This is a genomic window from Agriterribacter humi, from assembly GCF_009192765.1.
GTDB lineage: Bacteria > Bacteroidota > Bacteroidia > Chitinophagales > Chitinophagaceae > Agriterribacter > Agriterribacter humi.
Window position 1 is genome coordinate 122,644 of the sequence record NZ_VOHQ01000004.1, and the last position, 25,661, is coordinate 148,304.

Here is a 25,661-nt window from a genome sequence, read left to right on the forward strand (position 1 = left end):
AGGCTTCCTTTATGATGCACTACTTTATTAATCATCCAGCCCGCCGCGGAACCACAAATCACCACCATAATGTTATTGCGGCTTGCCCAATCGTTCCAGAAGTAACCGAATGCTTCCGGGAACCCCGACCGGGCGGTGGCAATCCACGGCAGTTCATCAAAAAAAACAACTTTTTTATTGCAAGCCAGTCATTTCAAAGCTGCATGCGCCTTCGAGTACATGCCTTATCATGTATGTTTTTCCAACCCGTCGGCGGCCAATTACGGCTACCATTTCCGGTTGTCCGGAATGTAAAGCTTCTTTTAACAGGTAGGTTTCTTCATTACGACCGATAAAACCAGTTACCATACATGTTTATATTTGGCGGAATCTCTGTAAAAATGGGTTTCCCCCTCACCAATAGCAAACAGCAATGAGGAAATAGCGGTATATAATGTATACCCACCTGATCACCGCAATGTAGTTTAACTGCTGTGATCAGCAACAATTTTCCATTTTCCTTTAATTTTGCGAAACAGTAAAGTATAATGGCCTCCCACATCTCCTGTGCTTCGTTTAAGGAACCATTTGCCCACTACATAATAATATTCCGGCGAAAGTTTTTTTATATGGAGCACCTCAAACCGGAGCCTGCCCATTTTTGCAGTATCACTATAGCTTTTTTTATACCGGTTCAATGTATTCTGGTAGCCATATACAATGCCGCTGCTGCCAATAAACATCAGCGAATCGTTGTTCCAGTATCCTTTTACAAAATGATCAAGGTCGCCCTTGTTCCAGTACAGGATTTGATCACCTAATATTTTTAGAATCGCTTTTTCATCTGCTGTTTGGGCGCAAATTTTTAATTGACATATGCATGTTATCAGCAGCAGGGATAATAATTTTTGCATAGCAGTGATATGAATAGTGTATGTTGTTTCAAAGATATAAAATACATAAGGCACATAATGGCTATATAATAAAATCCATAGCTGTGTCTCCGGCCATAATAAAACCCGTTAGTTTTGTGCATATTGCTTAGTAAAATGAATACCGAGCTACTACTGAAAAATATTGCTATGCATATCAGCCTCACCACTGAAGAGGAAGCATACTTTGCTTCTTTTTTGCAATACAAAAATATCAGGCGAAAACAGTTTCTCTTCCAGGAAGGTGATGTAAATAAATTCCAGGCTTTTGTTATTGAGGGATGTTTGCGCAGCTATTCTATTGACAGGAGCGGATTTGAACATGTGCTGCAGTTTGCTCCACCAGGCTGGTGGATTGGCGATATGCAGAGCATTATAACGCAACAACCCGGAACATTGTATATAGATGCTATTGATGATACAGCCATTATTCTTTTGTTTAAATCTGACCTTGAAAAAATATATACTGCTGTTCCTAAGTTTGAACGATTCTTCCGCATATTGGCTGAAAATGCTTTGGCTACTTACCAGCACCGCTTAATCGGCAACCTGAGTTTGTCCGCAAAAGAACGTTATGAAAATTTTTGCCGGCTCTACCCTTCGCTCATACAATGCCTGCCACAAAAACAGATTGCGGCATACATTGGCGTTACACCGGAGTTTTTGAGTAAAATGCTAAACCAGGGAACCGCTAAAAAATAAAAGCCATTAACCTGGATTAAGTTTTTGGCTTAATCTGCATTATTTTCCACCTCCGGGCATCAAAGTAATTTTGCTTTATTAAAATCAAATAATATGGCAAACACAGTATTACACCAGGCAGTTACGAGAGGGCATGCAGATCATGGCTGGCTGAACAGTTATCACACTTTTAGTTTTGCAAATTATTACAATCCTGAACGAATGCATTTTGGCGCTTTAAGGGTACTTAATGATGATACAGTAGCCGCGGGTAAAGGTTTTGGAAAACATCCGCACGACAATATGGAAATCATTTCCATTCCACTGGAAGGCGACCTGGAGCATAGCGACAGTATGGGAAACAAAACAATCATTCGCAAAGGCGACATCCAGGCCATGAGCGCAGGCACCGGTGTAGCGCACAGCGAGTATAATGCGAATTCAGACAAGCCTGTAAAGTTTTTACAAATATGGGTTTACCCCGATCGTAAAAATATTCAACCGCAATACAGCCAGGTAACGCTTCAGCCCGCAGACAGGAAAAACAAGTTACAGCAGATCGTATTGCCACGCTCAAAGGACAGCGATGGGGTTACCGTTCAGCAGGAGGCCTGGTTTAGCCTGGGCGATTTTGAAAAGGAGAAGCAGGTAATCTACGAAATCAAAAGAAAGGAAAATGGTGCTTATATTTTTGTATTGAAAGGAAAGGTAACCGTTGAAGGGCAAAAGCTTGATACCCGTGATGGATTTGGAGTATGGGAAACAAATAAAGTTTCCATTACAGCCGATAGCGATGCGGAAGTATTGCTGATGGATGTTCCCATGAATATTTAATGATCGAACAACAACGTAAAATAATAATATGAACACGCGAACAGAAATTTTGATAATAGGCAGAAATGAAAGCATTTTGCAAACTGTAGTAAGATTGGTTAATAATAATCCGGAATGGATTGGAACAGGTGCGGCTACGGATGAGGATGCTATTGAAAAATTTCATCATCATCATTTTGATGTGGTATTACTCACCAATGGCATTGGTGACGAAGAAGAAAAAAAGCTTCGTAAAATTTTTACACACCAGGATACTGACATTATTATAATTCAGCACTATGGTGGTGGCAGTGGATTGTTGCAGAATGAGATCAGGGAAGCGCTTGGCAAACGCAGTGCTGAAAACAAACCAACGATTTCTATTACCGATGATGCGCTGAAAAGTGCAAAATGGAATATTAGTATTCAATAAAAATGAAAGGCAGCACTTAATCTGCCTGTAACAATATATCAAAAAGCTAAACAGAAATCATGAGAAAAACAATTGAAGAAATTACGTCCCGCCCCGCCCGTCCGGGAATGGTGGGCGATGGTTTCAGGGTATTTAATTTTATTCCCGGAGCCAATATTTCCCAAAAGCGCATTAGCCCTTTTTTGATGCTGGATTTTAACGCCGAATTTGACTTTGGCCCATCCAACCATATCCGGGGAGTAGATGTGCATCCACATAAGGGATTTGAAACCGTAACGATTGCTTATAAAGGTAGTGTGGAACATTATGACAGCACGGGCAATAGCGGTATCATCCATCCCGGCGATGTGCAATGGATGACGGCAGGAGCTGGTATTCTCCATAAAGAATTTCACGAAAAAGAATTTTCAAAAAAAGGCGGACCTTTTGAAATGGTGCAGCTTTGGGTAAACCTTCCTAAAAAAGATAAATCAACACCAGCGCACTACCAACCTATTACTGCCGCACAAATGGGCAAAGTACAATTACCCAACAACAGCGGACTGGTAAATGTAATTGCGGGAACGTTCAATGCCGTAAAAGGCCCTGCCGTTACTTATTCATCGGTTAATTTATTTGATATTAAACTGAACAAAGGCGGCGAAGTAACCACAAACATCTCTAAGGAACACAACACCGCACTTCTGGTGGTAAATGGAAGCATAGAAGTGAATGGTGAAAAAGCCGCGGAGCACAGCTTCGTTTTATTTAATAACGATGGCGAAGAAATTACGATCAAAGCCACTGAAAATGCGGTAGTACTATTATTAAGCGGGGAGCCCATTAATGAACCCATTGCCAGTTACGGTCCTTTTGTTATGAACACCCAGGAAGAAATACAGGAAGCCATACTGGAATTTCAATCAGGAAAATACGGCATATTAGAGTAACTGACAAGGAAAGAAAATTTAACACATAGGCACAAGTAGGTACATAGGAACACAATAGAAGCGGGAAGTCAGTTCTATATTCCTATGATCCTATGTGTTGAAAAAAGTAACGCACAGGTACAACAGGCGCATGGTATATAATAGAAGAAAAAAAAGCGCAAAAGAATAAGAAGAATATAGCCCCCGCTGATTTTAGCGGGGTTTGTATTTTGAATCCTGTAAAATTTGTCTGGCATCCAATTGCAGCAGTGCATCAATAGTAGTATCCGGAAATTTTTCCATGTATTTTTTTATGATCTGCCATCCCAGGAATAAGGAGATATTTCCTGGCGAGCCTTCCCCCAGTTCCTGCGTAAGCGGGCCTTCTTCTACATAAGATTGAATCCTTAACGGATCGCTGTTGTATATCAGGTTGTTTTGAATGAGGAAGCTCCATATCAGTCCTTCATTGGCATAACAACCTTTCAACTGGGCTTCAGTATAACCAATTTTTAAAGTATCCGCCACATGCGGCAACAGCTTATCCAATACATACAGCCGTTTGCCTTTATCTATGGTCAGGTCTAATAAAGTTTTGTCTGCTGCACGGGGTGGATATATATCGTCAACAATATTCTTCATACAGTTAACTACTATATAAGCCGGTTCAAATTTCCGGGATACGTATTTAGGAAAGAGGGATTGCGCAACCTGACTTTGGTATAAGGAAGCATTATTACCCAGGTGCAACTGTAATCCAACAGCAAGCGCATCCTGTGTTATCACATCACCGGTTTTTCCCAACGTAGTTTCAAAAATAGCATCGAGGGGGCCAATAAAAGTGATGAGTTTTTCGGGTGTATGATACGCAGGGAAATAATATTTGGTGAACTGCAGTCCTTTTTTAAGGTCATCTTCAATAGCCGTAAAGTTGCTGAATACTTTTGATGCTGTATCTTTTACCAGCCTGTAATCGCGAAGGAACATTTTAATGGCTGCATCAGATTTTCCTCCGTCGTCAATAAGCGAAAGCCCAAGGATATGCTGGATAAAATCAGGTAAAAAAACAGGATACTTTTGCAGTAAGGCAGGCATTGCCGCAGAAATGTTGTTGGTATCTATTGCAAAAAAATCCTGTTCAAACCGTTGTACTTCAAGATTTACTTTGATGTTGGATACATCGGGCGTTTTTTTGTTTCCATTACATGCCGTAAAGCATGCGGTAACAAACAGCAGAAAAAAAAACCATTTTTGCATAGCAGGTGTAACGCTATGTTTTTTAAAATGTTGCATGATCAAATCTAAGTTTTTGCTGCGAAAACAGGTTTTGCTTTTTCATAAAACATGATATTTAGCTATTGCAACTCCGGGCTTGTTTTTTTAATATCTATAAAAAGAAAAAAGTTTATTGAAACGAAATTCAATAAACTTCTCTTAAACGTTTTTTATGTCAATTCCGGTTACAGGGGATTTTACCAAACATTGCCGGCATCTGTAACCCAATACTTCAAAACCATAAACAACAAACTATAAACTATTCTTAAGTCGCCCATGCCCTGTCGCCTTTTTTATAAGGTACACAGCCTTCATATTTTCCGGGCACTGCTACATAACGTAAAGCCTGTGTGGCGCCAATTTCCGATGTAAAATAACCCAGCAGGGTCAGTTCCTTCATCATGCGGAAATAATGTTTGGGATCTTCTCCCTTTTTTTCAGCCATATACTTTTTTACTTCCGTATCTATTTCCATAAGCAATGTCTTACGCTGCGCAGCATCAATATCCATAAATGATTTGCCAAACTTTTTGTCGCTTGCTTCATTTAATAGTTTCATGCCTTCAAAAAACACCTTTTGATCTTTTTCTTCGTAACAGTCGTTCACCATTACGGTCATAAAGGCCCCCACTTTGGCAGCTTTGGCGCCTGGTGTGTTGGTAGTGGGTATAATGGTTTCGGCTATCTCATCTAAATAAGCAATGTCGCCATCACTGAAGGTTCGGGTGGTTGCCGCTTTTTTATCGCCGGGTTTGCATCCTTCCAAAAAAACATTGGCTCCCACCACAGTACCGCCCAGTATAAGCGCTACTCTTGATAAGGCTTCGCGTCTGTTCATAATTGATATTTTAAGTAATCAAAATAATTTATTAAATATTCCCTTTCTTCAATTCCTTTACCGCAAAATCCGCTGCCCTTGCTGTTAAAGCCATATATGTTATAGAAGGGTTTTGACAAGCCGAAGATGCCATGCAGGCTCCATCTGTAACAAACACGTTTTTTACTTCGTGCATCTGATTAAAGCCGTTCAATACAGATGTTCTGGGATCACGTCCCATCCGGGCGGTACCCATTTCGTGAATACAAAACCCAGGCGCAGGCATACTGTCATAGGTATTTACATTTTTTAACCCGGCCTTTTCCAGCATCTCCGCAGCGCTGTTCATCATGTCTTTACGCATTGCCAGCTCATTGGCTTTAAACTCGCAATCTATATCCAGCGTGGGCATCCCCCATTTGTCTTTTTTATCTTTGTTGAGCGTTGCTTTATTTTCGTAATAAGGCAAATGTTCTCCCCATGAGCCAATACCCATACTCCAGTTGCCGGGCTCCAGCAACTGGTCTTTTAGTTCTTCCCCCACTCCATCGGCACTCCATTGCCTGCCCCTGGAAGCGCCGCCCTGGTAGCCGAAACCTCTCACATAATCGCTTTGTTTTGTTTTTTCGCTGATATTGCGAAAGCGCGGAATATAAATGCCATTCGGCCGCCTTCCATAAATATACTGATCCTGGAATCCTTCAAATGATCCGCTGGCGCCAACACCATAATGATGATCCATCAAATTATGGCCTACCTGTTCGCTGCTGTTTCCCAAACCATTTGGAAAAGCATCGGAGACGGAATGAAGTAAAATAGATGCCGTACCTAAAGTGGATGCATTAAGGAAAATTATTTTAGCGAAATATTCTTCTGTTTTCATGGTTTCGGCGTCAATGATCCGGATGCCTTTAGCGCGCCTGCTTTCTTTATCATAAATTACTTCCGTAACAATGGAGAAAGGACGAAGGGTGAGGTTGCCTGTTTTTCTAGCAGCAGGAAGCGTTGCCGAATTGCTGCTGAAATAACCGCCGAAAGGACAACCTTCATGGCATTTGTTTCTATACTGGCACGGACCACGGTCGCCCACTTTTTGCGTATGATTGGCCGACCGGCCAATGATCATTCTTCTGCCATCTGAAAATTCTTTTTTAATCCTTTCCGCCACATGCTTTTCTAAGCAGTTCATTTCCATCGGGGGCAAAAACTTCCCATCGGGTAATTGCGGAAGTCCTTCAACAGATCCGTTTATACCTACAAAAGGCTCTACATAATCGTACCAGGGAGCAATGTCTTTATAACGTATGGGCCAATCCACACCATGACCATCTTTAGCATTCGCTTCAAAATCTATATCGCTCCAGCGGTAGCATTGCCTGCCCCAGGTTAATGACCGCCCTCCAACATGGTATCCCCTTATCCAGTCAAATGGTTTCACCTGGCTGTAGGGATTCTCCTCATCGTTTACAAAAAAATGTTTCGACACTTCGTTATAAGCATAACATTTGCTTTGAATGGGGCTATCCTTTTTATCCTGTTGTGTGCGGTTACCATGATGCTTCAGTTCCCACGGGTCAAGCGTAGTGCCCGTATAATCTTTTATGTGCTCAACATTCCTTCCTCTTTCCAGCACAAGGGTCTTTAATCCTTTTTCACAAAGTTCTTTAGCCGCCCATCCGCCACTGATTCCGGAGCCTACCACAATGGCATCATATGTATTTTGGGCCACGGCTTTGTTGTTGATATTTGTACTGTCGTTTGGCATGATATATTAAAGATTTCCTTTTTTCAATTCATTCACGGCATGGTCTGCCGCCCGGGCTGTAAAAGCCATATAACCCAGCGACGGATTTACGCATGAGGCTGATGTCATAAATGATCCATCAGTAACAAATACATTGGGTGCATCCCATACCTGGTTCCATTTGTTCAGTACCGATGTTTTAGGGTCTTTACCCATACGCGCTGTGCCCATTTCATGTATACCTCTTCCTAATGTACCATCGCCATCACGCCCTTTTACATTTTTAACGCCTGCGGCTTCCAGCATTTCAATGGCATCGTTCAGCATGTCTTTGCGCATTTTCTTTTCATTTTCCTTATACTCCACATCAAAAGCCAGCACTGGCAGCCCCCATTTGTCTAAGCGCTGTTTGCCATTTTTATCAGGCACAGGACGCATACCGAGGTCTTTACCGGTTATAGGATCATTAAACTGTTCCTGCTTGTCTGAATAGGTATTCTTATCAAGATATATCCTGTTTTCGTGGTAAGGCAACGTTTCTCCAAAGCCACCTATACCCATTGTCCAGGTTCCTGGTTCAACAAGCGCGTCTTTAAGATCAGCGCCAATAGAGATTTCTTCTGCAGAGCGGCTGTAACCACCCCGGCCACCGCCACCCTGGTAGCCAAAGCCACGCAGATAATCTCTTTTATCTCCGAAGAAATTGCGGTAACGGGGAATATATACGCCATTGGCGCGCCGTCCAAAGTAATATTGGTCTTCATAACCTTCCACCTGCCCACCGGCGCCTACGCCCAGGTGATGATCCATTACATTATGCCCCAACTCACCACTGCTGCTGCCCAAGCCATCGGGCCATATATCGGTAGCGGAATTCATTAGTATCCATGCGCTGTTTAATGCGGAAGCATTGACGAAAATGATTTTTGCATTGTAGGTATATGTTTTATTGTTTTCGCCGTCAAGCACTTCAACACCAGTTGCCCTTTTCTTGTCTTTATCGTATAAAATTTTTGTAACAATGCTCCAGGGGCGAAGTGTAAGGTTACCTGTTTTCATAGCCGCCGGCAAAGTAGAGGATTGTGTGCTGAAATATGCGCCAAAGGGGCATCCCAGCCAGCATTTGTTACGGTACTGGCAACTGGCTCTTCCCTGATCGGTAAAAGGCACCGTAATATTAGCCGTACGGCCGATGATCATATGCCGTTTGCCATCGAATTTTTCTTTGATACGCGCAGCAACATCTTTTTCCACGCAGGTCATTTCCATGGGTGGAAGAAATTGTCCGTCCGGCAGTTGGGGTAACCCTTCTTTAGAGCCACTGATTCCTGCAAACCGTTCGGCATAGTCGTACCATGGTGCAATTTCTTTATAGCGTACCGGCCAATCTATAGCAATGCCCTCCTTCGCGTTTGCTTCAAAATCCAGGTCCGACAGGCGATAGCTTTGCCTTCCCCACATCAGGGAACGGCCACCCACATGGTAGCCGCGAAACCAGTCAAAGCGTTTTATTTCTGTATAAGGACTGTCTTTATCGCTGCACCAGTAATCTAAGTTGGTTTCATTAAGCGGGTAGTCGCGTTTTAATACGGGGTAATCTTTGATCATCTGTTGCGTACGCCCACCCCTGTGCGGAAATTCCCATGGGGCTTTGTTGGCGTTCACATAATCTTTTACATGCTCAATATTGCGTCCTCTTTCCAGCATCAGTACTTTCAGTCCTTTTTCGGTGAGCTCTTTGGCGGCCCAACCGCCGCTGATTCCGGAGCCTATTACAATAGCATCATAAACATTATCAGGCATAGCTTATAATTTTAAGGATTAGCTGTATAAATGTATTTATGAAATGCAGGCTTCAACCAATTGCCGGTTTTACGGAAACTATTCAATTGTTTAGCATGCTTCCCTATTTAATTCTAAAGCGTATTAGTGTATTAAAAAACACGGTATTTTCTTATACGTCGCATATTCTTACTCCCTCCTGCAGGGAAGCCAATTGGCCTTCGGCGTCTTTGGGTGTTGGAATAAATTCCTGTGCAACATATCCTTTAAAGCCCAGGTCAACAATAGCTTTCATTATAGCGGGATAGTACAACTCCTGCGATTGGTTAATTTCCTTTCTGCCCGGAACGCCGCCTGTATGAAAATGCGAAAGATAGGGATAGTATTGCCTGATGGTCCTGATCACATCTCCTTCATCAATCTGCATATGATAAATATCGTAAAGCAGTTTAAAATTTTCTGATCCTATCCGTTTAGCCAATTCCGCTCCCCATGCTGTTTTATCGCATTGGTAATCCTTATGATCAATCTTACTGTTGAGCAATTCCATTACCAGTGTTACATTATGTTTTTCGGCAATTCCTATCACCTTTTTCAATCCTTCGGTACAGTTTTTCCAGCCGGTGTCATCATCTAAATTCCTGCGGCTGCCGCTAAAGCAGATCAGTTGCTTGTATCCTGCTTTTGCTACCAGTGGAATCATTTCAGCATAATTTTTTATGAGCGTAGAATGGAATTCCGTATGATTCCACCCATCTTCCAGGTTAATTTCGGCGCCATTGCACATGGATGAATACAAGCCATGCTTTTGCAAAACCGGCCAATCTTTCGGGCCCACCAGGTCAATGGCCACGATACCCATCTTTTTTGCACCTGCGCAAAGTTCTTCGAGTGGAATGCCACCGTAGCACCACCTGCATACGGAGTGATTGATATTTCCTTTCATGGTATAAACTTCCTGTTCTTTTGATGAAGAGGGGCGTGCAAAAGCACCTGCGGTAGTACCCATAGCCAGAGATCCTACAACCATATTTTTAATAGCACGCCTGCGGGGATTTGATGAAGAACCAGACATAATAATAAATTAGGAAAGTTAAGTTATGGAATGTTTAATAAATAAATCCTTTTTAAATGTTAACCCGTTTAACTCTCTTATATAGCGCTGGCAATAATACTTACCTGCTTTTGAGAGGGAATGAATTCATTTTTCCGGCAGCACAAAATTGTATCTTATCAAAAAACAAGTTGCCAGTAAATGTAAATGTTTTATTTTTAAGCCTCTTCTGATTATTTAATACGTTAATATCTTTTTCATGAACAGAAAATTACGAATGGGTATGATCGGTGGGGGCAAAGATGCCTTCATCGGCGCGGTTCACCGCATTGCCGCTAATATGGACGGGCTTATAGAATTATCCTGCGGGGCTTTAAGTATAAAGCCTGATATAGCCATGGATTCTGGTAAAGTACTTTTTTTGCCGGAAGACAGAACTTATTTGACTTATGAAGAAATGTTAGAAAAAGAAAGCCTGCTGCCTGCAGACAAGCGGATAGACTTTGTAACTATTGTTACGCCTAACTTCGCACATTTTGCTCCGGCTATGCTTGCATTAAGTAAAGGATTTCATGTAGTGATTGAAAAACCTATGACTTTTACGATTGACGAAGCCAGGCAATTGCAAAAAAAGGTAGAGGAAACAGGATTGGTGTTATGCCTTACGCATACCTATTCCGGCTATCCTATGGTTAAGCAGGCTAAACAAATGATCAAAGAAGGTGTTCTGGGAAAAATAAGGAAAGTTTGGGTGGAGTATCCGCAGGGATGGCTGAGCAGGCTTACAGAAAGAGAAGGGAATGCCCAGGCCGCCTGGAGAACAGATCCCTCCAAATCCGGAAAGAGTGGTTGTATGGGCGATATTGGTACACATGCAGCGCATCTTGCAGAATATATAACAGGATTAAAAATTACCAAATTGTCGGCAGATCTTAATATTATGGTAGAAGGCAGACCTTTGGATGATGACGGCAATGTATTATTAAAGTTTGATAACGGAGCCGCGGGTGCATTACTGGCATCACAGGTAGCGGCAGGTGAAGAAAATGCGCTTAAGATCAGGATTTATGGCGAAAAAGGAGGATTAGAATGGGCACAGCAGGAACCCAATACTCTATTGGTAAAATGGTTGGATCAGCCCACACAAATATATCGCACGGGCGGTGGTTATTTGGGTAATTATGCCAAACACAATACCCGTGTACCTGGCGGCCATCCCGAGGGATACTTAGAAGCATTTGGTAATATTTACCGCAATTTCGCATTAACAGTGTCTGCACATATTGATGGACAAAAGCCTTCAGAAGAAATATTAGATTTTCCAACGGTGTATGAAGGGGTAAGAGGAATGGCTTTTATAGATAACGTGGTAAAGAGTGGTGCGAGCAATGAAAAATGGACGGAATTTGTGGTGTAAAGCATAAGGGGTAAGGAATAAAGTATAAGATGTAAGGTTGTCCGGCCTATACCTACATCTTCCACCTCAATTAATAATTTTTTTCAAATTTTACAATCATGACAAATATCCAGGGTCCAGCTATATTTCTTGCCCAGTTCCTGGGCGATCAGCCACCCTTTAATAATTTAAAATCTATTTGCGAATGGGCGGCAGGGTTAGGTTATGTTGGCGCTCAGCTACCCACATGGGACAGCCGCGTTATTGACCTGCAGAAAGCAGCAGAAAGTAAAACCTATGCCGATGAAATTAAAGGTATAGTAAACGGGGCGGGCTTGCAGATCACCGAACTTTCTTCTCATTTGCAGGGACAGTTAGTAGCAGTGCATCCGGCTTATAACGATTTGTTTGACGGATTTGCTCCTGAGGCCTACCGCGGTAATCCAAAGGCACGTACCGAATGGGCTGTGCAACAATTAAAATATGCAGCTAAAGCATCTCAGAATCTTGGGTTGAAGGCGCATGCTACTTTTAGCGGCGCTTTATTGTGGCATACGGTGTATCCCTGGCCCCAGCGTCCGGCAGGATTAGTAGAAACAGGCTTTACGGAATTGGCCAGCCGCTGGTTGCCCATTTTAAATGTATTTGATGAAAATGGTATAGATCTGTGCTACGAAATACACCCCGGAGAAGACCTGCATGACGGGATTTCGTATGAGATGTTTTTAGAAAAAGTAAACAATCATTCACGCGCCTGCCTTTTATATGATCCCAGCCATTTTGTTTTACAATGTTTGAATTACTTAGATTATATAGACAATTACCACGAACGCATACGCATGTTTCATGTAAAGGATGCGGAATTTAATCCTACCGGGAAACAAGGTGTATATGGCGGATACCAGGGCTGGGTACAACGTGCAGGCCGTTTTCGTTCTTTAGGCGATGGGCAGGTAGATTTCAAGTCTATTTTCAGTAAACTGGCTGCATACAATTACGCCGGCTGGGCTGTGCTGGAATGGGAATGTGCCATTAAACATCCTGAAACAGGCGCAGCGGAAGGAGCGCCGTTTATTAAAGATCATATTATCCGGGTAACCGAAAAGGCCTTTGATGATTTTGCAGGAACAGGCAGTGATGAAAAATTTAATCGTAAAGTTTTGGGTCTTGCGTAGTATTTATTCGGATATTTATGCCCTGATTTTTGACAATACGATGACATTAAAAAAAGCAAGCATGAAAAAAGTGGTAGCAGTATTTTCCTTAATTACAATTTGTTACGCCTGTGGCAGTTCCAATGCCGAAGTAAAAAAACCAATTAGCATCAATGTAAATCCACAGATAAATGCCGGGCATAAGGTAGCGGTGGCCGACACAGCCAAAGCCAGCGGAACCCAGGCAACGGCTGCTGCACCAGCTAAAGACGGGAAAGCGTTGATTGCAGGATCGGATTGCCTGGCCTGCCACCAGGAAACCAATAAGCTGGTAGGACCTGCCTATGCTGAAGTTGCTAAAAAATACAAAGAAGCGGATATTCCAAAGCTTGTTAAAAAAATAATAGATGGCGGCTCAGGTGTTTGGGGAGAGATTCCCATGCCCCCGCATGCATCTTTAGCACATGATGATGTGGAAGCCATGGTCAAATACATTCTTACCATTAAATAAATATTATGAAAATTTTCAGGACAATAGTTTTAAGCAGTTTATTGCTGGCCGGTGGCGCTTTACTCACTGATGCGGTTGCCCAGCAAAAAGACAATACACTTTCCAAAAAAGAAAAAAAGCAGGGCTGGCAATTGCTATTCGACGGGACTACGACCAATGGCTGGCATTCATTTAATAAGCCTCAGTTGGGCAGCGCATGGAATGTGAACGATGGTGCATTTCACCTGGGGAAGAAAGAAGACAGGGATTCCGGCGGCGATGCCATTACCAATGAAGTTTTTGGCGATTTTGAGTTAAAGCTTGAATGGAAGATTTCGCCTAATGGCAACAGTGGTATCATGTTCCTGGTAAAGGAAGATCCCAAATATAAATATGCCCATTATACCGGCCCTGAAATGCAGGTATTGGATAATAACGGGCACCCGGATGCAAAGATCATTAAACACCGCGCCGGCGACTTGTATGATTTGATTACCAGTAAACCAGAAAACGTAAAGCCCGTTGGAGAATGGAATATTGTAGAAATTAAATTAAAAGATTCCAAATTGGAGCTTTGGCAAAACGGCGTTAAAGTAGTGTCAACCACGCTGTGGGATGATAACTGGAACAAGCTGGTAGCAGGCAGTAAGTTTAAAGATCTGGAAGATTTTGCCAAATTTAAATCAGGTCACATCGTATTGCAGGATCATGGCAATGAAGTGTGGTATAAAAACATTAAGATCAGGAAATTGTAGAGTGAACTAATAGTAGTGGAAAGAAATTGGAACCGGTTAAGCAACGCTGAGCCGGTTTTTTTGTGCAGTCTTTCTAAAAGTTAAAAGCAGGTAGCTTACTGTGCAGGGAAATAATCAAATGGATTTTTCGTTTTACCATCTTAGACTTTTAAACTCCGTTGAATGAAATATATTTTACCAATTTTATTGATTTGTTTTACTACTGTTTTGTCCTGTAAAAAATTAGATAAGCTTACCCAATTCGACCTTACATATACCAGTGAAGCTACTATTAGCGCTGGCATTGCGTCGAACCTGCCTTTTGATGTATTTACGCCAGATGTTACCACTCAATCAGAATCTGAATTTAAAGGACACAATACGGCCAAAAACCTGGTGCAATCCATCAAGCTTAAAAAGATGCTGATAGCCGTTACCAATCCGGCTGATCGTAACCTGGATTTCTTAAAAGACATAGAATTGTATATTTCCGCTGAGGGAGAAAAAGAAATGCGCATTGCATGGAAATACAATATTCCGGATACCACAGGAAAAGAAATATTGCTTGAAACCGGACTGGAAGAGCTCAAACCCTACCTCATAAAGGAAAAATACCGCATAAGGCTAAAAGTTACTACAAGCAAAATCATGAATACAGATATAACTGTAAAACTGGTAAGTACGTTCAGGGTAAATGCCAACATTATGGGTATATAAAAAAAGCAGGTACGGTCATTTTGAGGCGTCGAAAACAGGAGGCTTATTCTAAGTACCATTTCAAGTGCTGCCATTTTTTGCAGGATCAACGAACCTTCTAACAGTAGTCCATCATTATCAAAATACCGCTTATTGAACCCATAGTATATTCCGTCCCCGTTTTCAACTTTATAAGGGTCTTTTTAGCGCAATACAATACAATTTGCTCTTTGCTTGAGTCGGGCTGAATGATTATTTTAAGCACTTCATTGCCTGCGAAAAGCCGTAAACAGCCAATAGCAGCGAACCCTGCATCAGTATAATAGACTTATTCACGGGCTTATTTAAAATAAGTTAGTTCAAAGCAAAGTGGTTTATCGAACCTTTTTTCCCTGTAGTCGAAGCAAAACAATACTTAATCGAATTAAGTTTCATACCCGGTTAATGTTTTACATATTTGTACTGTTATAGTTGATGACGTTAACCCAATGAAAACTGAAATCCCAATCCTTTGAACAACTGCCCCGGGTCCCGAAACCTGATCCTTAGAAAGAAAGATCCGATACTTAGGAAAAAACAAAAGTCAACCTGAAAAACCGTATCCAATTTATCCCTTGAAAGAAACTGTGAAGTCCCGTCAGTACCCTTGAATAAAAACCAAATAACGTTTGCTTTACAACCTCCTGACAAGATTTCAAATGATTGAACCACGCCTTATTCTAAGCGTGGTTTTATTTTTTATCTAAATAAATTTTTCGTCCTTCTTTCCGCAGCGATTCGTACACGGCATCAATCGCTATCATATCTTTCAACGCTTCTTCGCCGGTCATATCGGGATCGGGTGTCCCGTTGAGTATGCAATCGGCCAGGCCGTCCATTTGTGCCGCCTGGTGTGTGATCAGCGGCTGATTCATGGGTCCCAGGTGGGTTTTCCCCCCGATAGGCCCGTACCCAAAAGCAGGGCTAAGTTCTGCAAAACCTTTTTCACCGATAAGGTACAGCCTTTCGTAATTATTAAAATTGTACGTTGTTCCGCAGGAGGCGACAACGCCGCTGGGGAAGCCAAGCTGGAAAGTAACAGTTTCGTCTACTTCGGCGAATTTAACCCTGTCTGTTTTGGTTTCCTGGGCCGTTACCCAAATGGGCTCTTCGCCGGTAGCATAACGGGCGCCATTAAGCGCATATACACCTACATCCATCATGGCGCCTCCACCTGCAAGCGCTTTTTTTAAACGCCATTGTGTTGGATCGCCGATTTTAAAGCCCATGTAATTATTTACGTGCATGATCCTGCCAAATTCACCGGCTTTACGCATTCTTATCAATTCGCGGGTATGGGGTTCAAAATGCAGGCGGTAGCCCACATAAAACTTCACACCTGCTTTTTTACATGCGGCAATCATTTCCCTTGCCTGCTGTGCATTATCGGCAACGGGCTTTTCACAAATAATATGTTTACCTGTGGCGGCTACCTGCAATACATGCTTGTGATGCAGTGAATTGGGCGTAGTAATATATACCAGGTCAATATCAGGATTGTTGGCTATGGTATGGAGATTGCCATAATTATAGACATTCTTATCGGGTATTCCATAATTAGATTTCCAGACAGCGATTTTGGAAGACGTTCCGGTAACAATACCTGTAAGGCTTGCCAGTTGGCATTCTTTCATGGCCCTGGCTACAATATTGGCATAGCCGCCAAGGCCCATAAGGGCCACACGAAGTTTTTTACCCGGTTTTTTAAAAGAGGGAAACAAAGATGCGGAAGAAGATAACGGGGCCAGTGCAGCAGCACCTATTCCGATAGATAATTTTTGTAAAAAATCGCGGCGGGAATTCATAACAGATGTTTAAATAAGATTGGGTTACATACTTACGATGCAGAATAAAGTTCGCATATACTCATGAAAGATAAAGCATAAATTTTTTGCATAATAAGGACTCTTCTTTTCTAATGATCCGTATAGGATTTCACCAGAAGCAAAAAGACATGTAATTTGTATGCTTACCCGAATAAAAATCAGCAATATGAAAAATCAGCAGTATAGAAACCATGTGCGCTATTACCCTCCGCACCACTTTATTTTTTACCCGGTTATTATATTACTGCTTTTTATCAGCATCCGGGGAGTATGGATTGATGCTGCCAACCAATGGCTGTGGATAATGGTTACTTTGTTAACCGTGATTACAGGATGGCTGAGCTTTATGGTGAGGCAACATTATGCGCTAACCACTCAAAACCGTATAGTGCGGCTGGAACTTCGTGTGCGTTATTACCAGCTTACACAGCAACGTTTAGAAAATATAGAACAGCAGTTAAGCTTCAGGCAACTGGCTGCATTGCGGTTTGCTTCCGATCAAGAGCTTGTTCCACTTATACACCGTACGTTAAAAGAAGGACTGCCTCCTGCTGCAATTAAACAGGCTATTAAAGATTGGTTGCCCGATGCGATGCGGGTATAATACTACTCTATATCTTTATTCCTGTCTTCTGTTTCATTGTCTGTACTGAAGGAATTGTTTTCTTCATCCTCTTCACCTATTTCTTCATCAGCATCATCCGCTTCACTTCCCGGCACATCCAGGTCGCTGCCACTTAAGCCGCTGCCCTCATTCAGTAATTCCCCTTCATCGTCTGTTATATCTAATTTTGCGCGCCGCAAAACATTTTCATCATCTGTTGGCATCTTTTCCGCCGCATTTGCAAGGTCTTTTCTTTCATCAGGGGTTACATCTGCATCCGGGTCTGAATCTATATCCGGATCGTCCAGATTTTTATCTGTTTCATCGGGCGTAATATCCGGTACTTCCTCCGGTGATTTTTTATATGGAATATCGTCTGGTGTTTCCGGAACTTCTGTTATTTTTTTACTGCCGGGGTGAATATTTTTTTCGATTTTTTTGATATCCGGAAATTCAGGCTTTCCTTTTTTACCATGCTTTTTATTTTCCATCGTAATATATTTTTAGGCATTTCGTTTTTGAGAATCATTTCTGTTTTAGGGACTCTTTCCCCCTACGTCCTATTGAAAGTGTTTTAGATACCCGGCAAAATGGTTAATGCCCGGTTTTCGTGTACCTTTTTTATTGATTAATATTTTACGCTACCATGAACCCCTGCATCCGGTTGGTTTCCTGTGAGGGCTGCCGCAGCAATTTTTATCATGGAAATAAGCTTGCCATTTTTCGTGTCCCAGTAATGCCCTACATCGGGATGTACTTTTATGAGTGTAATATCCGGGTCTTCTTTACCCTGTTCAAACCAGGCCTTAGCCAGTGGAGTCCACAACGCTTCAATTTTTTTTCGGTCATCTACAATTTGAGCATACGCTGTAAGCGACAGGTAATGTTGTGCGCCTGTATCGGCATACATCAGATAAACTTTATTATCCGCTGTTATTTGTATGTTTTTAAGACTATTCCTGCTGCTAAAAAACCAAATGGTTCCATTATCATCAATGCCTTGTGTGCTCATTGGCCTTGAAACAATTTCGTTTCCTTCGAACGTGCAAAAAAGGCATATTTTATTTTCAGCAAGTGCTTTGAGTTTGTTAATAGCCGCATCATCGGATAAATTTTTAATATCTTCCATATGAACATTTTCCTTCATTAAGTTCATAAATCATACCACAGCTATTACTGCATACCTTTAATGAAATAATTGTAATCCTGTAGAATAAATTACCCGTATCTTCATCCCATTGCATTTTTGCTTTTTATGAAGGCTCAGAATGCGGTATAAGACGTATCTTTATAAAAAAATATAGCATTATGTCATTGCTGAATCAACAAAACAACAAGGGCAAAAAAAAGGGAAATAAGAAAGCCAATTTGGCCAGTAACCAGGGATCCAAATTCATACAAAAACCCAAAGCCACAGGTTTTGTAAGCAAACAAACCAATACGGGTTCACAAAGAGGGAGCTAAGTTTTTATAATGTGATAATGAAAAATCCTCTTCCGCTTTCTATACGTTCCATACAACATATTGGAATTCCGGTTACCAACATCATTGTGTCAGAGACTTTCTATAAACAGTTGGGATTTATCAATGTAATGCAGGCAGAATTTTTGCATAACCAGGAGCCTGGCACCTGTGTTATGATGAAGCAGAAGGATATGATTATTGAATTGTACCAGTTGCCCGGCAGGGAACTGGAAAGTATCGGCAACCGTAAAGACGGGCATATAGATCATATTGCTTTTGATGTGCCTGATATTAATGAAGCTTTTGCCGTATTGAAAAAAGAAGGATTTACTATTGCGGAAGCGGCGCCTGTATTTCTAAATTTCTGGCAAAACGGGTGTAAATACTTTAACATTATTGGTCCCGATGGGGAAAGGCTGGAGTTTAACCAGGTGCTTTGATGCTGATGGCTTTCAGACTCTGGACAATTTTTCCACTTTAAGATATCCAACATGCATTTCGTCTTCTGTATTTTGTGTAGCAGGAGATAGTACAATTGCATATTTTTCTTTAACAGTATCAGGCAGAATATCGCCGATCTCATATATATCATCCACATCCACACCATATTTATCATCAATATGTGAAACAGCGCCGGCAAAGCCGGTATGACGGTAAAATGCGGTTTGTTTTGCCTCTTGTACCGCAATGCCTTTGTCTGCACAGGCTACCAGCATTTTGTAATGATACTCTTCCGGGTCATTTTCCTTGTATCCTCCGAGATTTATGAAAAACAATTTTGCCATTCGTTGAATATCCGCAGAAAGTTCAGTTCGGGGTATAACTTTTACCGTATAACCAGCTACCTGCGTTACCTCCCGCCAGGAATCTATATGTATTTTGCCGTTAGCTTCCGGCCAAAAAGCATACATATCCGGCAAAAGATCGCCCAATTCATAGCCAATCCCAAAAAAAACATCATGCTGTTCTGTATGCCTTCCTTCGGGTTTGCAGCCCAGCAGTACCATGTAGAGCTTTAGTGATCGCATGGTTTAAAATTAAAGCATAATCATTTCTCTCCGTCTTTCTGATGCACAGCGGCTGTCTTTTTTTCTGTTTTGGTTTTTGGATGAATGATCTCTTCTTTAGCAGGAGCGTGTGGAAATCCGGGATAATCCTGGTCAATATGATTATCCGGATTGCCCTGAATGTCTTCTTTCTTTAATGGATTTGTTTTTTCACGCTTTTGTTGCAGGTATTGCTGCCCTCTTTTCTTTTTCATGATTTCTTTTTCTATACTACCTTACAATTGTGTGCCAATTTTTGGGCATATAGTATTCAAACACTTTATTTTTCTCATTGTAAATAAAAGCTATGCAGGTTTTAAAAGATCTTTTCCAGGTTGGGGGTGATATCAATGGTATAACATTTGATGTGCCGGATGCTTTATGGAATGATGGTAACTCCTATATTTTAAAAACGGCTGAAGGGCTGATCATGTTTGATTGTGGTTGTGGAGATACGATAGAGCAGATCTTTAATAATATGCGGTACTGGGATTTGTCGCCCAACGATATACGTTATTGTGTGCTTACGCATCCGCATTATGATCATGCCGGCGGAGCGCATATACTTAAAAAGAGAGGCGTGAAGTTGGTAGCCATACGTGAAACTGCCGATGCCGTGGCTTCGGGTGATGAACGTTGCTGTGGTTACCTCTATCACAAAACTTTTACTCCTGTTACTGTTGATCAATTGGTGAAAGATGGAGAAAAGTTCAGTTTGTTGGGTGTTGAAATAGAAGCCATGCATTTGCCCGGACACAGCATGGGCTGTACGGCTTTTTTATTTGAATGGACAGGCAAGAGACTCGTCATCAGCGGCGATGTGATCGGCACCCTGCTGGTGGGTGATTTTGGCTGGGATGGTTCCATTGATTTCGATAAAAAAATATATACGGAATCGCTGCGGCGCTTTGCCAAAGTAGATTCTGATATTATGCTGCCCGGCCATGGCATGATATATTTTCACAAGCCCCGCTGGCGTGTAGAGCAGGCCCTGAATTCAGCGTTGATGCAATGGAGGTAGCCGGTGCGGGTTGCAGGGTACAAGTTGCAGGGTGAGAAAGGTTACAGAGTACAAGTTTCAGGGTGGGAAGCTAACAAGGGTAAGGACAGCCCCTGTAACCTGTAACATGCAACAACCCATCTTCATTTCGTGAATCAACAATTCTCTTTACACCCCCGCTTTTTGTATTACTTCCAGCGTTTTCCTGAGCCCCGTTTCCGCTACATTTTGGAGATCCTGCTTCCAGTATTCGGGATTGTACATTTCCAGCGACACACATCCTTTAAAGCCGGTTCCTTTTAAATCTTTTAAAATAGAAGTGAGTGGCAATATGCCATCGCCGGGATATACCCTGTGCTTATCTTCTAATTGCGCCAAGGCAGGAGTGGATGGTGCATCGTTGAATTGAAAAATAGCGAATGCATCGCCTTTCATCAGCTTAATGCCTTCAAATCCACCTTCACTTATATACATATGGTATACATCCGGAATGACCATCGCTTTAGGGTGATTGGCGTCTAAGGCAATACCAACTGCCTGCCCCAGTGTTTTTAGCGGAAAGAACTTTACAAAAACAAGGGCGGGTAATATGTTATATTCTTTCAGGCCTATTTCAATAATATCCCGGTAACGGTCTGCCACCCATTTACGGTCAAAATCTTCACCAACGGTATTGGGAATGGTTTGTATATGCTGCGCACCAATATCCGATGCCATGCGCATACGGCGGCGGGTATCTTTAAGTGAAGCATCAAATAGTTCTTTTGTAGGAGGCAGGGCATTCCATAAGCCAATAACGCTGGGCACAAATAAACCCAGGTCTTTGATTTGTTTGCCGAGATCTTTAAGATTGCCGCCATTTTTTTCGTATTCCGCAAGCTCACCATCCCAGGGTTCTATGGCATCGAAGCCCGCTTTGGCGGCTATTTTTACTTTATCGGTAAGCGATGCCGGCCGTATAGTAGCCGTATCAAGGCAAATGGGCCATGGACTCACTCCTTTCTGAAATCTTTTCTCTTTCTTTTGGCTGAAGTCTTTCTCTTTAAAAGAAAGAAGCGACGCTGAGCCTGCGGCTATGCCAGCAGCAGTTCCCAATCCGATAAAATTTCTGCGTTTCATTGATGTGGTTAAAATGTAAGTAAGGGAAATTTCGTATATGCTATGCTGTTAGTTATACAAAAGAACTAAGCTACGAAAAAAATAAACGTATGAATAAAAAACGCGGGCAGGCGGTAATGAACGGGCTGTTAATGATGACCGGCCGTTTATAGCTCCAATTCGCTGTGAAGATGCTTTAATTATTTAACACGGCTATAAATGCATCCATTATGCTCCTCACATCCTTTAATGTATTTTCATCTGTGATCTGCTGCCGGTCATTCACTTTTGTTTTAATAAAAGGGATCAGCAGTTGTGTGTTTTCGGTGATCCTTGCTTCAATCACCTGCAACGTACCTACTAACGAAGCGTGTGCCTTTTGTCCCAGCGAAGACGCCGTTATCGCAACTACCGGTTTGTTTGAAAAATCGGAAGAGGAAACGGTCCAGTCTAATAAGTTCTTCAAACTACCGGGGATGCCCATGGCATATTCCGGCGTACAGATCAGGATGCCATTTGCTTCCTTTATTTGTTTGCGGAGATCTGTTACCGGCGCGGGTGGATTTTCAGTATCATCGTCAGGATTGAATTGCGGAAGGTCTAATAAACCATCGTAGATCCTTATGGATAATTCATTTGCATATAATTTTTCAATGGCTTTTACCAGGTTGAGGTTTGATGAATGCTTCCTGGTACTGCCTGAAATGGCGAGAATGTTTTTTCTTTGCATCGTTTACAATGGTTGATGATCTGTTTTTTCTTTAGCGCATGAAATATCTAAGGACGGTTAAAAGTATTTTAATACAATAAAAAGCCGGCAATAAAATCACCGGCTTTTATAAATTTTTATTTGTTTTACCATCCCAGCAGCCAGGCAAATATCAGCGGCGCTACAATGGTGGCGTCACTTTCCACGATGAATTTTGGCGTATTGATATCCAATTTACCCCAGGTAATTTTTTCATTGGGCACTGCGCCTGAATAAGAGCCGTAGGAAGTAGTGGAATCGCTGATCTGGCAGAAATAACTCCAGAAAGGTACATCATGCCATTCCAGGTCCTGGTACATCATGGGCACCACGCATATGGGAAAGTCGCCGGCAATACCGCCGCCGATCTGGAAAAAACCGACTCCTTTTCCGCCACTGTTGGCCCTGTACCATTCGGTAAGCCAAACCATATATTCTATGCCACTTTTCATGGTGCTGGCTTTTAGCTCCTGTTTAATAATATAGGACGCGAAAATATTGCCCATGGTGCTGTCTTCCCAACCCGGCACAACAATAGGAATATTTTTTTGCGCTGCGGCCAGCATCCAGCTATCCTTAGGATCAATTTCATAATACTGCTCCAGTGCACCGCTTTGCAACAGTTTGTACATGTATTCGTGCGGGAAATAACGTTCGCCCAATGCATCTGCTTCCTTCCATATTTTTACAATATGTTTTTGGATCCTTCGAAAAGCTTCTTCTTCGGGGATGCAGGTATCGGTTACGCGGTTGTAATGATTTTCCAGCAGGTCCCATTCTTCCTGCGGACTCAGGTCGCGGTAATTGGGCACGCGTTTATAATGACTGTGTGCCACCAGGTTCATGATATCTTCCTCCAGATTTGCACCTGTACAACTAATGATCTGCACTTTATCCTGCCGGATCATTTCGGCCAGCGACAGTCCCAGCTCGGCGGTGCTCATGGCGCCGGCGAGCGTGATCATCATTTTACCGCCTTCAAGTAAATGGGTTTCATATCCTTTAGCCGCATCCATCAGCGCGGCGGAATTAAAATGCCTGTAGTGATGTTGAATAAACTGCGATACGGGTCCTTTTTGCATAATAATAACTTTATGTAATTGCCGGCAAAAATAGGATAATTAGGTGGGATGGGTTGGGGAGTGATATCTCTTACGCAAGTCCCTTTAAATGCCAGAATACTTCCACCCTATCCTTTGGGCAATCCATCATCAATTGCGGGATGACTATTTATTATATTGCTATTCGCTTTGCTCATTAGAATTGTTACAGTATAGGTGAGTAACACTCGCCCGAACGCCAGATCACGTCCGACTGTTGTCATCTGGGAGGGCAGAAGATTCATCCGGGCGGCCCGTCCGAACGGCGTTCAACCCCGCCTGAATGGCTCAGTCGGGCAGGCGGGCAGACATTGTTCTACGAGGTAGTATTCTTTTTAAATATCGTCTTCCGGCAGCAGACTTATAGTATTTTTCTCTTTTTATTGCTTCCTGTTTCGTTTCAAACGCTTCAAAATAGATTAATGCGAAAGGAATATAAGGCCGGATTGATTCTGTCATTCCTGAATTGTGCTGGTGTAATCTTTTTTCAAGATCCTGGCAATGACCCTTGTAATAATAGCCATGCTCAATACTTTTTAACACATAAGCATAAAACATAGGAAAAGCGGTAGTGTGGCCTCGCCAGGAATCGAACCCCCGCCCGTACCGAACGGCGTTCGGGCGGGTGGATCTGGAGCTTCGGAAACTCTTATACTATCCCCGTCCGAACGGTGCTCAACCGGGGGGGCATCGCACTACGAGGGCAGTACTTTTTTTAAATATCGTCTTCCGGCAGCAGACTTATAGTATTTTTCTCTTTTTATTGCTTCCGGCTCTGTTTCAAACGCTTCAAAATAGATTAATGTGAGAGGAATATAAGGCCGGATTGATTCTGTCATTCCTGAATTGTGCTGGTGTAATCTTTTTTCAAGATCCCGATGGCCCTTATAATAGTAGTCATGCTCAATACTTTTTAACACATAAGCATAAAACATGGGAAAAGCGGTAGCGTGGCCTCGCCAGGAATCGAACCTGGATCTGGAGCTTCGGAAACTCTTATACTATCCATTGTACTACGAGGCCAAGAACTAATTTATACTATTCGAACCTATAGCCTTTTACGTCAGCCGGGACGTCTCGGAAACTCTTATACTATCCCCGTCAGAACGGCGTTCAGTCGGGCGGGCATTGTACTACTAGCCCTCAAAAATTTGAAAATTAGCCAATTTGAAAATGATTGAATTCCAAAATTTTCAAATTACTTAATCAACCCATGTGCATTTTCCGCAAATATTTTTACGGCAATGGCGAGCAAAATTACACCAAAAAACTTACGCACCGCAATTAATCCGGCACTACCCAACAAACGGGCTATGAAATTAAGCGATCGCAATACCACATATATCACAATAAGATTGATAAAAATACCCAGGAATATGGTAAGGTCATGAAAATTGGCCTTAAGCGATACAATGGTAGTGAGTGTTCCGGAACCCGCAATGAGCGGAAAAGCAATAGGGACCAGCGTAGCCGCTTTTACATCTTTTTCACTTTTAAAAAACTCCAGTCCCAGCACCATCTCCAATCCCAGTATAAAAATGACCACCGAACCGGCTACGGCAAATGTTTTAATGTCTAACCCCAGAATTTGCAGAAATTCCTCTCCTGCAAATAAAAATAAGATCATTAATGCACCTGAAATGAGCGTGGCTCTGAATTCATTTATGCCACCCATTTTTTGCTTGATTGAAATCAGTATAGGTACCGACCCTATAATATCAATCACCGCAAAAAGGGTAAATATAACCGTTACCAGTTCATTAAGGCTAAATGGCATAGTTGCGGGTTTATGCAAAGGTATTGTTCCCGGGAGACAGGTCACCGGAATAATGCTAAAAGTATTTGTTC

General features: G+C 42.2%; 31 protein-coding genes and 1 tRNA gene. 13 read left to right on the forward strand and 19 right to left on the reverse strand.

Annotated features, from left to right (window positions below):
* Window positions 1-174: 174 nt before the first annotated feature.
* Together FRX45_RS23500 and FRX45_RS09110 are read right to left on the reverse strand one after the other, a co-directional pair.
* Window positions 175-348, reverse strand: coding sequence for a hypothetical protein (locus tag FRX45_RS23500; RefSeq protein ID WP_226805141.1), 174 nt, complete (start codon window positions 346-348; stop codon window positions 175-177).
* 116 nt (window positions 349-464) lie between these two features.
* Complete coding sequence (locus FRX45_RS09110) at window positions 465-893, reverse strand: YybH family protein (protein WP_152268109.1); 429 nt, start codon at window positions 891-893, stop codon at window positions 465-467.
* Window positions 894-1,028: 135 nt separating this feature from the next.
* On the opposite strand from FRX45_RS09110, the gene FRX45_RS09115 reads away from it, so the two are divergent.
* The 4 genes from FRX45_RS09115 (at window position 1,029) to FRX45_RS09130 (ending at window position 3,767) form a co-directional block, all read left to right on the forward strand.
* Window positions 1,029-1,613, forward strand: coding sequence for a Crp/Fnr family transcriptional regulator (locus FRX45_RS09115; RefSeq protein ID WP_152268110.1), 585 nt, complete (start codon window positions 1,029-1,031; stop codon window positions 1,611-1,613).
* A 93-nt stretch (window positions 1,614-1,706) separates the two neighbouring features.
* Window positions 1,707-2,426: a pirin family protein gene (locus tag FRX45_RS09120; RefSeq protein WP_152268111.1), complete on the forward strand. Its 720-nt coding sequence runs from the start codon at window positions 1,707-1,709 to the stop codon at window positions 2,424-2,426.
* Between the two features lie 28 nt (window positions 2,427-2,454).
* The gene (locus FRX45_RS09125) at window positions 2,455-2,838 is read left to right on the forward strand and encodes a response regulator (RefSeq protein WP_193311642.1); all 384 of its coding nucleotides are present in this window, start codon (window positions 2,455-2,457) and stop codon (window positions 2,836-2,838) included.
* 59 nt (window positions 2,839-2,897) lie between these two features.
* Entirely contained in the window at window positions 2,898-3,767 is an 870-nt protein-coding gene (locus FRX45_RS09130; RefSeq protein ID WP_152268112.1) for a pirin family protein, read from the forward strand.
* Window positions 3,768-3,959: 192 nt separating this feature from the next.
* Here FRX45_RS09130 and gldB read toward each other — a convergent pair whose 3' ends face one another.
* The 5 genes from gldB to FRX45_RS09155 form a co-directional block, all read right to left on the reverse strand.
* Complete coding sequence (gene gldB, locus FRX45_RS09135) at window positions 3,960-5,039, reverse strand: gliding motility lipoprotein GldB (RefSeq protein ID WP_226805142.1); 1,080 nt, start codon at window positions 5,037-5,039, stop codon at window positions 3,960-3,962.
* 247 nt (window positions 5,040-5,286) lie between these two features.
* Window positions 5,287-5,859, reverse strand: a complete 573-nt coding sequence (locus FRX45_RS09140) for a gluconate 2-dehydrogenase subunit 3 family protein (RefSeq protein WP_152268113.1) — start codon at window positions 5,857-5,859, stop codon at window positions 5,287-5,289.
* A 31-nt stretch (window positions 5,860-5,890) separates the two neighbouring features.
* Window positions 5,891-7,603 carry a GMC oxidoreductase gene (locus tag FRX45_RS09145; protein WP_152268114.1) on the reverse strand — a complete coding sequence of 571 codons (1,713 nt, stop codon included), beginning with the start codon at window positions 7,601-7,603 and terminating at the stop codon, window positions 5,891-5,893.
* A 6-nt stretch (window positions 7,604-7,609) separates the two neighbouring features.
* Entirely contained in the window at window positions 7,610-9,385 is a 1,776-nt protein-coding gene (locus FRX45_RS09150; protein ID WP_152268115.1) for a GMC oxidoreductase, read from the reverse strand.
* Window positions 9,386-9,536: 151 nt separating this feature from the next.
* The gene (locus tag FRX45_RS09155) at window positions 9,537-10,439 is read right to left on the reverse strand and encodes a hydroxypyruvate isomerase family protein (RefSeq protein ID WP_152268116.1); all 903 of its coding nucleotides are present in this window, start codon (window positions 10,437-10,439) and stop codon (window positions 9,537-9,539) included.
* A gap of 238 nt (window positions 10,440-10,677) precedes the next feature.
* Between FRX45_RS09155 and FRX45_RS09160 the strand changes: the two genes are divergently transcribed.
* The 5 genes from FRX45_RS09160 (at window position 10,678) to FRX45_RS09180 (ending at window position 14,909) form a co-directional block, all read left to right on the forward strand.
* Window positions 10,678-11,835, forward strand: a complete 1,158-nt coding sequence (locus tag FRX45_RS09160; RefSeq protein ID WP_152268117.1) for a Gfo/Idh/MocA family protein — start codon at window positions 10,678-10,680, stop codon at window positions 11,833-11,835.
* Between the two features lie 98 nt (window positions 11,836-11,933).
* On the forward strand, window positions 11,934-12,989 hold the full coding sequence (locus tag FRX45_RS09165) for a sugar phosphate isomerase/epimerase family protein (protein ID WP_152268118.1): 1,056 nt from the start codon (window positions 11,934-11,936) through the stop codon (window positions 12,987-12,989).
* Window positions 12,990-13,050: 61 nt separating this feature from the next.
* The gene (locus tag FRX45_RS09170; protein WP_152268119.1) at window positions 13,051-13,479 is read left to right on the forward strand and encodes a c-type cytochrome; all 429 of its coding nucleotides are present in this window, start codon (window positions 13,051-13,053) and stop codon (window positions 13,477-13,479) included.
* Between the two features lie 5 nt (window positions 13,480-13,484).
* Window positions 13,485-14,213, forward strand: a complete 729-nt coding sequence (locus tag FRX45_RS09175; protein WP_152268120.1) for a 3-keto-disaccharide hydrolase — start codon at window positions 13,485-13,487, stop codon at window positions 14,211-14,213.
* Between the two features lie 162 nt (window positions 14,214-14,375).
* Window positions 14,376-14,909 (forward strand): hypothetical protein, encoded by a 534-nt coding sequence (locus FRX45_RS09180; protein WP_152268121.1) that lies wholly within the window; start codon window positions 14,376-14,378, stop codon window positions 14,907-14,909.
* 710 nt (window positions 14,910-15,619) lie between these two features.
* On the opposite strand, the gene FRX45_RS09185 is transcribed toward FRX45_RS09180, so the two are convergent.
* A complete protein-coding gene (locus tag FRX45_RS09185; RefSeq protein ID WP_152268122.1) occupies window positions 15,620-16,732 on the reverse strand; it encodes a Gfo/Idh/MocA family protein in 1,113 nt (370 codons plus the stop codon).
* Between the two features lie 187 nt (window positions 16,733-16,919).
* Between FRX45_RS09185 and FRX45_RS09190 the strand changes: the two genes are divergently transcribed.
* Window positions 16,920-17,357 carry a DUF6526 family protein gene (locus FRX45_RS09190; protein WP_152268123.1) on the forward strand — a complete coding sequence of 146 codons (438 nt, stop codon included), beginning with the start codon at window positions 16,920-16,922 and terminating at the stop codon, window positions 17,355-17,357.
* A 2-nt stretch (window positions 17,358-17,359) separates the two neighbouring features.
* Here FRX45_RS09190 and FRX45_RS23250 read toward each other — a convergent pair whose 3' ends face one another.
* Window positions 17,360-17,848: a hypothetical protein gene (locus FRX45_RS23250; RefSeq protein WP_193311656.1), complete on the reverse strand. Its 489-nt coding sequence runs from the start codon at window positions 17,846-17,848 to the stop codon at window positions 17,360-17,362.
* A gap of 137 nt (window positions 17,849-17,985) precedes the next feature.
* Window positions 17,986-18,486 (reverse strand): pyridoxamine 5'-phosphate oxidase family protein, encoded by a 501-nt coding sequence (locus tag FRX45_RS09200; protein WP_193311643.1) that lies wholly within the window; start codon window positions 18,484-18,486, stop codon window positions 17,986-17,988.
* Window positions 18,487-18,665: 179 nt separating this feature from the next.
* Here FRX45_RS09200 and FRX45_RS23255 point away from each other — a divergent pair, with 179 nt between their 5' ends.
* On the forward strand, window positions 18,666-18,821 hold the full coding sequence (locus FRX45_RS23255) for a hypothetical protein (RefSeq protein WP_193311644.1): 156 nt from the start codon (window positions 18,666-18,668) through the stop codon (window positions 18,819-18,821).
* Between the two features lie 17 nt (window positions 18,822-18,838).
* Window positions 18,839-19,261: a VOC family protein gene (locus FRX45_RS09205; protein WP_152268126.1), complete on the forward strand. Its 423-nt coding sequence runs from the start codon at window positions 18,839-18,841 to the stop codon at window positions 19,259-19,261.
* Between the two features lie 12 nt (window positions 19,262-19,273).
* On the opposite strand, the gene FRX45_RS09210 is transcribed toward FRX45_RS09205, so the two are convergent.
* Window positions 19,274-19,849: a DUF1543 domain-containing protein gene (locus FRX45_RS09210; protein ID WP_152268127.1), complete on the reverse strand. Its 576-nt coding sequence runs from the start codon at window positions 19,847-19,849 to the stop codon at window positions 19,274-19,276.
* A 20-nt stretch (window positions 19,850-19,869) separates the two neighbouring features.
* Window positions 19,870-20,082, reverse strand: coding sequence for a hypothetical protein (locus tag FRX45_RS09215; RefSeq protein ID WP_152268128.1), 213 nt, complete (start codon window positions 20,080-20,082; stop codon window positions 19,870-19,872).
* 92 nt (window positions 20,083-20,174) lie between these two features.
* On the opposite strand from FRX45_RS09215, the gene FRX45_RS09220 reads away from it, so the two are divergent.
* The gene (locus FRX45_RS09220) at window positions 20,175-20,888 is read left to right on the forward strand and encodes an MBL fold metallo-hydrolase (RefSeq protein ID WP_152268129.1); all 714 of its coding nucleotides are present in this window, start codon (window positions 20,175-20,177) and stop codon (window positions 20,886-20,888) included.
* A 147-nt stretch (window positions 20,889-21,035) separates the two neighbouring features.
* Here FRX45_RS09220 and FRX45_RS09225 read toward each other — a convergent pair whose 3' ends face one another.
* The 7 genes from FRX45_RS09225 to FRX45_RS09255 all read right to left on the reverse strand — a co-directional run bounded on the left by FRX45_RS09225 (window position 21,036) and on the right by FRX45_RS09255 (window position 25,590).
* On the reverse strand, window positions 21,036-21,986 hold the full coding sequence (locus FRX45_RS09225) for a sugar phosphate isomerase/epimerase family protein (RefSeq protein WP_152268130.1): 951 nt from the start codon (window positions 21,984-21,986) through the stop codon (window positions 21,036-21,038).
* 175 nt (window positions 21,987-22,161) lie between these two features.
* Window positions 22,162-22,695, reverse strand: coding sequence for an NADPH-dependent FMN reductase (locus FRX45_RS09230; RefSeq protein WP_152268131.1), 534 nt, complete (start codon window positions 22,693-22,695; stop codon window positions 22,162-22,164).
* A 125-nt stretch (window positions 22,696-22,820) separates the two neighbouring features.
* Window positions 22,821-23,795, reverse strand: coding sequence for a deoxyhypusine synthase family protein (locus FRX45_RS09235; RefSeq protein ID WP_152268132.1), 975 nt, complete (start codon window positions 23,793-23,795; stop codon window positions 22,821-22,823).
* Between the two features lie 306 nt (window positions 23,796-24,101).
* Window positions 24,102-24,371 (reverse strand): GIY-YIG nuclease family protein, encoded by a 270-nt coding sequence (locus FRX45_RS09240; protein ID WP_152268133.1) that lies wholly within the window; start codon window positions 24,369-24,371, stop codon window positions 24,102-24,104.
* Between the two features lie 137 nt (window positions 24,372-24,508).
* The gene (locus FRX45_RS23835) at window positions 24,509-24,748 is read right to left on the reverse strand and encodes a GIY-YIG nuclease family protein (RefSeq protein ID WP_152268134.1); all 240 of its coding nucleotides are present in this window, start codon (window positions 24,746-24,748) and stop codon (window positions 24,509-24,511) included.
* A gap of 16 nt (window positions 24,749-24,764) precedes the next feature.
* Window positions 24,765-24,836, reverse strand: a tRNA-Arg gene (locus FRX45_RS09250).
* Between the two features lie 175 nt (window positions 24,837-25,011).
* A complete protein-coding gene (locus FRX45_RS09255) occupies window positions 25,012-25,590 on the reverse strand; it encodes a MarC family protein (RefSeq protein WP_152268135.1) in 579 nt (192 codons plus the stop codon).
* Between the last annotated feature and the right edge of the window lie 71 nt (window positions 25,591-25,661).

Excerpts from the sequence above, each read along its gene's own strand:
- FRX45_RS23500 (WP_226805141.1), bottom strand. The coding sequence starts at position 348 with ATGGTAACTGGTTTTATCGGTCGTAATGAAGAAACCTACCTGTTAAAA.
- FRX45_RS09110 (WP_152268109.1), bottom strand. The coding sequence starts at position 893 with ATGCAAAAATTATTATCCCTGCTGCTGATAACATGCATATGTCAATTA.
- FRX45_RS09115 (WP_152268110.1), top strand. The coding sequence starts at position 1,029 with ATGAATACCGAGCTACTACTGAAAAATATTGCTATGCATATCAGCCTC.
- FRX45_RS09120 (WP_152268111.1), top strand. The coding sequence starts at position 1,707 with ATGGCAAACACAGTATTACACCAGGCAGTTACGAGAGGGCATGCAGAT.
- FRX45_RS09125 (WP_193311642.1), top strand. The coding sequence starts at position 2,455 with ATGAACACGCGAACAGAAATTTTGATAATAGGCAGAAATGAAAGCATT.
- FRX45_RS09130 (WP_152268112.1), top strand. The coding sequence starts at position 2,898 with ATGAGAAAAACAATTGAAGAAATTACGTCCCGCCCCGCCCGTCCGGGA.
- gldB (WP_226805142.1), bottom strand. The coding sequence starts at position 5,039 with ATGCAACATTTTAAAAAACATAGCGTTACACCTGCTATGCAAAAATGG.
- FRX45_RS09140 (WP_152268113.1), bottom strand. The coding sequence starts at position 5,859 with ATGAACAGACGCGAAGCCTTATCAAGAGTAGCGCTTATACTGGGCGGT.
- FRX45_RS09145 (WP_152268114.1), bottom strand. The coding sequence starts at position 7,603 with ATGCCAAACGACAGTACAAATATCAACAACAAAGCCGTGGCCCAAAAT.
- FRX45_RS09150 (WP_152268115.1), bottom strand. The coding sequence starts at position 9,385 with ATGCCTGATAATGTTTATGATGCTATTGTAATAGGCTCCGGAATCAGC.
- FRX45_RS09155 (WP_152268116.1), bottom strand. The coding sequence starts at position 10,439 with ATGTCTGGTTCTTCATCAAATCCCCGCAGGCGTGCTATTAAAAATATG.
- FRX45_RS09160 (WP_152268117.1), top strand. The coding sequence starts at position 10,678 with ATGAACAGAAAATTACGAATGGGTATGATCGGTGGGGGCAAAGATGCC.
- FRX45_RS09165 (WP_152268118.1), top strand. The coding sequence starts at position 11,934 with ATGACAAATATCCAGGGTCCAGCTATATTTCTTGCCCAGTTCCTGGGC.
- FRX45_RS09170 (WP_152268119.1), top strand. The coding sequence starts at position 13,051 with ATGAAAAAAGTGGTAGCAGTATTTTCCTTAATTACAATTTGTTACGCC.
- FRX45_RS09175 (WP_152268120.1), top strand. The coding sequence starts at position 13,485 with ATGAAAATTTTCAGGACAATAGTTTTAAGCAGTTTATTGCTGGCCGGT.
- FRX45_RS09180 (WP_152268121.1), top strand. The coding sequence starts at position 14,376 with ATGAAATATATTTTACCAATTTTATTGATTTGTTTTACTACTGTTTTG.
- FRX45_RS09185 (WP_152268122.1), bottom strand. The coding sequence starts at position 16,732 with ATGAATTCCCGCCGCGATTTTTTACAAAAATTATCTATCGGAATAGGT.
- FRX45_RS09190 (WP_152268123.1), top strand. The coding sequence starts at position 16,920 with ATGAAAAATCAGCAGTATAGAAACCATGTGCGCTATTACCCTCCGCAC.
- FRX45_RS23250 (WP_193311656.1), bottom strand. The coding sequence starts at position 17,848 with ATGGAAAATAAAAAGCATGGTAAAAAAGGAAAGCCTGAATTTCCGGAT.
- FRX45_RS09200 (WP_193311643.1), bottom strand. The coding sequence starts at position 18,486 with ATGGAAGATATTAAAAATTTATCCGATGATGCGGCTATTAACAAACTC.
- FRX45_RS23255 (WP_193311644.1), top strand. The coding sequence starts at position 18,666 with ATGTCATTGCTGAATCAACAAAACAACAAGGGCAAAAAAAAGGGAAAT.
- FRX45_RS09205 (WP_152268126.1), top strand. The coding sequence starts at position 18,839 with ATGAAAAATCCTCTTCCGCTTTCTATACGTTCCATACAACATATTGGA.
- FRX45_RS09210 (WP_152268127.1), bottom strand. The coding sequence starts at position 19,849 with ATGCGATCACTAAAGCTCTACATGGTACTGCTGGGCTGCAAACCCGAA.
- FRX45_RS09215 (WP_152268128.1), bottom strand. The coding sequence starts at position 20,082 with ATGAAAAAGAAAAGAGGGCAGCAATACCTGCAACAAAAGCGTGAAAAA.
- FRX45_RS09220 (WP_152268129.1), top strand. The coding sequence starts at position 20,175 with ATGCAGGTTTTAAAAGATCTTTTCCAGGTTGGGGGTGATATCAATGGT.
- FRX45_RS09225 (WP_152268130.1), bottom strand. The coding sequence starts at position 21,986 with ATGAAACGCAGAAATTTTATCGGATTGGGAACTGCTGCTGGCATAGCC.
- FRX45_RS09230 (WP_152268131.1), bottom strand. The coding sequence starts at position 22,695 with ATGCAAAGAAAAAACATTCTCGCCATTTCAGGCAGTACCAGGAAGCAT.
- FRX45_RS09235 (WP_152268132.1), bottom strand. The coding sequence starts at position 23,795 with ATGCAAAAAGGACCCGTATCGCAGTTTATTCAACATCACTACAGGCAT.
- FRX45_RS09240 (WP_152268133.1), bottom strand. The coding sequence starts at position 24,371 with ATGTTTTATGCTTATGTGTTAAAAAGTATTGAGCATGGCTATTATTAC.
- FRX45_RS23835 (WP_152268134.1), bottom strand. The coding sequence starts at position 24,748 with ATGTTTTATGCTTATGTGTTAAAAAGTATTGAGCATGACTACTATTAT.
- FRX45_RS09255 (WP_152268135.1), bottom strand. The coding sequence starts at position 25,590 with ATGCCATTTAGCCTTAATGAACTGGTAACGGTTATATTTACCCTTTTT.